A 5,901-nucleotide genomic window follows, 5' to 3' on the forward strand; every position below is an offset into this window, starting at 1 on the left:
CGGGGTCAGAGTTCAATAAAAAAGACTGAATAATAAAAGGGTCAGTGTTATTTAATCCACCAGTACAGTTTTACTTGGTACAGAGTTGTTATGTTTGGCGAATGTTTAATATTTAAGCGTGAGTTATTATGTAACTATCCCCTAAAATAATACAGCTTACTCATTGACAATTATCGTTGTTGAACGCCAAAACCCGCGCCTAGGAATATTTTTCCAACAAGGTATACTCAGTAGATACTAACGCTCTTTAACAACGCCACATTCTTAGCCAAATCACCATAAACAGGTAGATTTGCACTAGTCTCGTTCATTCATATGAACGGGCGGGTGTATGATTATAACGCTGGGCGGTTTTTGAGTGTAGACCCAATTATCCAAGCACCGAGTAACAGCCAGTCGCTTAACCCTTATTCGTATGTGATGAACAATCCGCTATGGGGCACAGACCCTTCAGGGTATTGTAGTTCAGGTCGAATAGGCGCGGCGAAAGGTTCGGTTTGTGGTGGTGGGGCTGGGTCTGCGGCAGCGTCGTTGTCAAAAGTGAAAACGACCGATAAGCTTGAGAGGGTTGAGATAAATCAATCTACTGGAACAGTGACCGCCACTACTCAAAATGGTGGCACGCTATCAGTATCGAATTTATCGACAAAGCAAACCTCAGCGCTGATGGATATTGGTGGGCAGGCTGATGTGGCTAGTGCCAATGATGCTTCGAGTACCAATGAGAATCAACACGTTCCATTAACTGGTGATGAACGCCAATTTGCAAAAGATGGAATGCTTAAAGAGTATTGGAACTCTCGACACGACAGAGGTGACCCATGGGCTGCTGCGGGTCTAGCGCTGTGGGACCCTGAGCATAAAGCTGTAACCGACGCTCACAGAGATATGGCTAAAGTACTTCAAGGAAGGCTCATATACGAAGGTGTTGCTTCTGACAACCTGTCAAGTAGTGCCACTCTAGGTGAAATGAAAACCTTCATGAAAGATGTTGGCGTGGCTGTTATGAGAGGTCATGCAGTTGCCGTTCAGCGAGATTTTTCAGGCAAACTTGGTGATAGGCATGGCGTCCTAGATAAGTATCAAGCGGCAGTCTTCCACCATAAGGTATTTAGCGGCCAAGGGTTGAGGCCATTTGTTTATGGTGGAACTCCAATTGGTGTTGGTAACTACGTCCCCTTCATCAATATTCAGGCAAAAGTATCAAATTGGGTTGCAGGATTAAATCCAAGCAACAAGGCATATTGTGGGTATATGTGTTTCGGTCAGGGGTACATTTCCAATGAAGACACGCACCATGACCCAGCAGGTAGATAGCATGAAAATAAACACGACATTACTTTGCGGGATGCTTGCATTAGTTTCCTTGGCTTCCTGTTCGTCAGAGACCGAGTTTGAATTAATATCAAACCAGAAAATATGCGTTAACAACGAGCGAGTTGTTGCTGCTGACATGCTGAATTCCAGCATCACTAAAGAGGTCACAATCACTCAAGACTTAAATGACTGGAGTAGCAACCTTTCTGGTGATGTATATGTACACATAACGGCATCAGATAAAGCCACTACATCAAAGTTCTTTAGTGAGCTTGAGTCACACGTAGCCTTACTGGACAAAGACCAGTTATCAGCAGTCAACAATTTGGTGAAGGTGGAAGATGAGGAGTCGGTGGGTGTATTTCACCTATTTGATTCTTCAAGTGTGCTCTCAATGAAGGACTATGTCGGTAGCTGCTTCACCTTATCCGATACTATGGGTGAATGCACGATAACAACCAACTCTGCTAAATATCATCTAAAGGCTGATATACCACTCGCTGCGCTTGATGAGTGGGAGTTAATAAAAAAGCACCTAACAAACCTACCTAGTAGATTAAGTTGTAAGTAACCTCCAAAAATGATCAATATCTCCATCATCACAGTTCCATTACTAGCAATTCTCACCCGATTTCACCGTGTAAAGAAAACCGTCGTTTATGAACTATTGCCATCATCATGGCTAATCATGGTCAAAACAGCCGATAATCTGTAAAGCAACTTGTAAAGTTATCAATGTTCAGTATAAGTTTGAGTTACTGCACACAAGGAGATTACATGCTTATTGGTTATACCCGTATTTCAAGACACGAACAAAATCAAGACTTACAACTCGACACCCTTACTCAAGCTGGGTGCCAAACCATCAACACTGAGACCATGTTAGGTGCCAAACAACACCGATTCGAACTCGAAGCAGCCCGCGATGTCAAGGAAGGCGTCTGATTAAGAGTCATAGGGAATTATCAAGCATTACTGCATGTTATCTATTTTGTATGATGCCACCGCTACATTAAACAATAAACATAAGTGTTTTACGTTTCATGTGTAACACTGCGTAATAACATGAAGCCGATCACTTAATAACATCGATGGCGATCACCGTTTTCTATCTCAATAGGACGCTTCAATAACTTAGTCTAAGTGTTCAGCTACGATAACCTTGCGCGTCAAGCGGGCATTGAGCACAACTTAGAAGGTCGCGTGTATAGCCAAAGTACCGGCTTTGATAGCATTGGGCGAGTAGCGTGGCGCCTGATGCCGCTGGCGGGCGTGTGAATCGATTCTACAACCAATATGGCTATCACTATGCAAGTCAAGACGCCAACAGTGATGTGGTGTATTACCAAAGCAAAACCCAAGACGCCTTTGGCAATGTAACCTCGTATTCACTTCACAATGATGTAACAGAAGGCTTGGCGCGGTATGAAGATGAAACGGGGCTAGTTGACACCTTGCAAGTCAGCGGCAATGCCAGTATTCAACACGAAGAATACGACTGGGATGTGTTGGGCAATCTAAGATGGCGCAAAGACTTACATCAAAACCTAGAAGAAACTTTTGAGTACGATGGCTTAAACCGCTTACTGAGCTCAAACGTGCACGGTTATACCATTCAAGAAATCGCCTACTTTGACAATGGCAACATCAAACACAAAACAGGCGTGGGCTATTATTGTTACAGCAATGCCCGCCCACATGCGGTCACGGGGTTAAAAGCCACCGAAAGCGCAAATTGCGCAAGCCCTTGGACCTATGATGGCAACGGCAACTTAAGAAACGGCAAAACAGTTGATGGCAATACGCGCAACATCCACTACACGCTATTTGATAAACCGACCCTGATTGAAGTCAACAACACACAAACCCACTTTGCATATGGGGTAGACACCACACGCTATAAACGCATTGATATTGATGCCCAAGGCGAGCAAAGCACCACATGGTATATCGGCAATGTCGAGTTTGTTGAAAAAGGCGCACAGGTGACCACCAAACGCCATATTGATGGGGTGGTGCAAGTCATCTCACAAAGCAATGCCTCCAATACCAGCGCCGACCACTTAGAGTACGTCTACCAAATCAAAGACCACCTCGGCAGTATTGTGGCCACGGTCAATCACACAGGCGCACAACTCAAACGCTATAGCTATGACGCATGGGGGCAACGTCGAGGCACAGATTGGTCGATACCGGGTCATACACCCAGTAGCATTTCAGGTTTCACGGGCTTTACCAGTAATTTGCCGATTCAAATCAGCCAAACCAGAGGCTTTACCGGCCATGAGCATGTGGACAATGCCGGTTTGATTCATATGAATGGGCGCATCTACGACCCCGTGTTAGGCCGGTTTATGTCGGCTGACCCGTATATTCAGGCAGCGACCAATGCTCAGAGTTTGAATCGGTATTCATATGTGTGGAATAATCCGTTGAATGCGACTGATCCGAGTGGGTATATTGTTGAAGCAATCGCACTTTATGCAATCAACTATTTTGCCGCACAAGCATTAACATACGTCGTCGGTGCGCAAATAACGGCAACCCTATTAACGGCATATCAGATATACAACACTGCAAAAATGGTAAATAGTGTTGTTCAGGCATATAGCGCTTGGAATAATGGTTCAGGTGGCTCTGTATGGGGTAATCTGATAGGAGGTCTCGCCAAAGGGTATTTCATTAATTTGGCGATTGGAGGTGTTGTTGAATCTATATCAAATACCGAGATTGGTCATGAACATAGTGATACTAAAGAACTTACTACAGAGATTAGTCAAGCAAAACAAGAAATTGATTTTGACGAAAATGGTGATCCAATACCTGAAGATGTTTACAATTTTGCTAGAGATACGGACCTCGGTCTCGAACTAGCAGATGGAAAGCTAACAGGCGATATAAAATGGAGTTGCAACGGACCAGTATCAATATGTAATAAATCAATCGAATATTTTAATGAAATGTCTGAAATTAATTCGGACATCTTAAATATTACAAACACACTAATTACTGATCGTAATAATGCCGACGCGTTCATACATTTTGTGAACACTGGAAGCAAAGGTCATTTTGACTTGAATAATAAAGTTATCAGGATGTCTTTAGCGGCACCTTCTCTATCGAGAGCTATGCAACATGAGTTTGGTCACGCTATTGGTCTTATGCACCAACATAATGCGACGCAAAATTTCATGAGTTATTATAACGTTAGGTCAAATATGTCTCCAGTAATAAGTAAGCATCAAGAATACTGGCTGAGGCAAGCATACAAAAAAAGCTGGTGGGAATTTTAGATGAGAAACATATTCAATATATCTATATTGTTGTTTTTAGCATCCCCGATTTATGGGTATGCAGCAACATGCGTTTTAAAAAACGAGGATACCCAAGTCTCAGGTATTGAGCATTTGTTGCCTGAAGCGACGAATATTGTGGCAGTTAACAAATGTAATGATGGAATAGTAGTTGTCTATGACGCACTCCAAAATATCGGTCAAGACTTATTTTTGAGTAATGTTTACGTGATTACTGGCTTTAATAGCGAAGTTGAAGTTAATAAAAGATACTCTCTATGTTTTGAACAGGAGCCGAATTTTGATAGTTGTATCGACATTGGATTGGATAAAAAAGATTCGCCACCTCAATCGCTTATGATAAGTATAGGAGCGCTTAAACTAGAGATTAGTCGACCAGACAAAACTGATTTACTTAGAAGTAGATTTTCATTTTGGAAAAGAAACTTTGACAAGAGTGTTAGTAGTTTTCTAGAAGAAATAGAGAAAAATCAAAAAGGTATTCACTTAGGTGCAATTGTTAAGGAGCGGATTGATAATAGAGATATCTATCTTATTGAAATTCAAACTGGGTCAAAAAGCTGGACAGTAAATGGATTACTACAAAACAATACATTGGAGTTTTTGTCGGTTGGCAGAAATATTTAAATTCCTTTGATGCTTCGGATTTCCATTTCATGGTATCAGAAGAATTTATATCGCGTTGATGGAGAGTTTGTGAAATGAAAACTCTGAAAATTATGTTGATCATTGCGGTTTTAGTGTGTTTTATACCCGCGTGCGATAGCAAAAGCGTTAAAGTGATGAGCTCAGAATTTGAGTTAAGGGCATTGGACCGCTGTTTTGAATTAATGAGCACAAGCACAAACGTTGATTCGAGTAATAACCAACTGATTAATAATGTTAAATTAGCTAAAATATCTTACTCGGATATGTAACCCTTTACCGTAATAAGATTTAACAAATCAATCAACGCGTCGACTTAGCCGAAATTCGTGATAGATTTTCTTTTTTTGTACCGTCAAGACGAATGAAAAGGTTGAAATTATATCGTTAGTTGGTCCTAGCAAAAAAACATTACACAGCTTACTAGCTACCATAAGAGTAGTCTTCAAAAATATGAGCAGGACAGTGAAAAATACAAGAACCATATCCGAAATGGCGGTAATGAGGTTATTGTAACAAATATTTATGAGTTGAAAGGCATGCACTGGAAAAAAATGGATGGTTCTCGTAGAAAATGAAATAAATTACACTCGTTTGAAAGAAGTAAAAGTGTCTCAAAGAAAAG

At 41.5% G+C, this 5,901-nt stretch carries 6 protein-coding genes; all 6 read left to right on the forward strand.

Translation table 11 applies throughout. The features are described 5' to 3' along the window. The first annotated feature begins 315 nt into the window (after positions 1-315). Positions 316-1,317, forward strand: coding sequence for an RHS repeat-associated core domain-containing protein (locus KUL10_RS18260; RefSeq protein ID WP_110430400.1), 1,002 nt, complete (start codon positions 316-318; stop codon positions 1,315-1,317). Between the two features lies 1 nt (position 1,318). Beyond that, positions 1,319-1,888, forward strand: a complete 570-nt coding sequence (locus tag KUL10_RS18265; protein ID WP_110430401.1) for a hypothetical protein — start codon at positions 1,319-1,321, stop codon at positions 1,886-1,888. A 206-nt stretch (positions 1,889-2,094) separates the two neighbouring features. Further along, entirely contained in the window at positions 2,095-2,262 is a 168-nt protein-coding gene (locus KUL10_RS18695) for a hypothetical protein (protein WP_158525424.1), read from the forward strand. A 302-nt stretch (positions 2,263-2,564) separates the two neighbouring features. Next, positions 2,565-4,610 carry an RHS repeat-associated core domain-containing protein gene (locus KUL10_RS18270; protein ID WP_110430402.1) on the forward strand — a complete coding sequence of 682 codons (2,046 nt, stop codon included), beginning with the start codon at positions 2,565-2,567 and terminating at the stop codon, positions 4,608-4,610. Further along, positions 4,611-5,258, forward strand: a complete 648-nt coding sequence (locus KUL10_RS18275; protein ID WP_110430403.1) for a hypothetical protein — start codon at positions 4,611-4,613, stop codon at positions 5,256-5,258. A gap of 74 nt (positions 5,259-5,332) precedes the next feature. After that, entirely contained in the window at positions 5,333-5,548 is a 216-nt protein-coding gene (locus KUL10_RS18700) for a hypothetical protein (protein WP_110430404.1), read from the forward strand. The last annotated feature ends 353 nt before the right edge of the window (positions 5,549-5,901 follow it).

The organism is Glaciecola sp. KUL10, from assembly GCF_003203515.1.
Classification (GTDB): domain Bacteria; phylum Pseudomonadota; class Gammaproteobacteria; order Enterobacterales; family Alteromonadaceae; genus Glaciecola.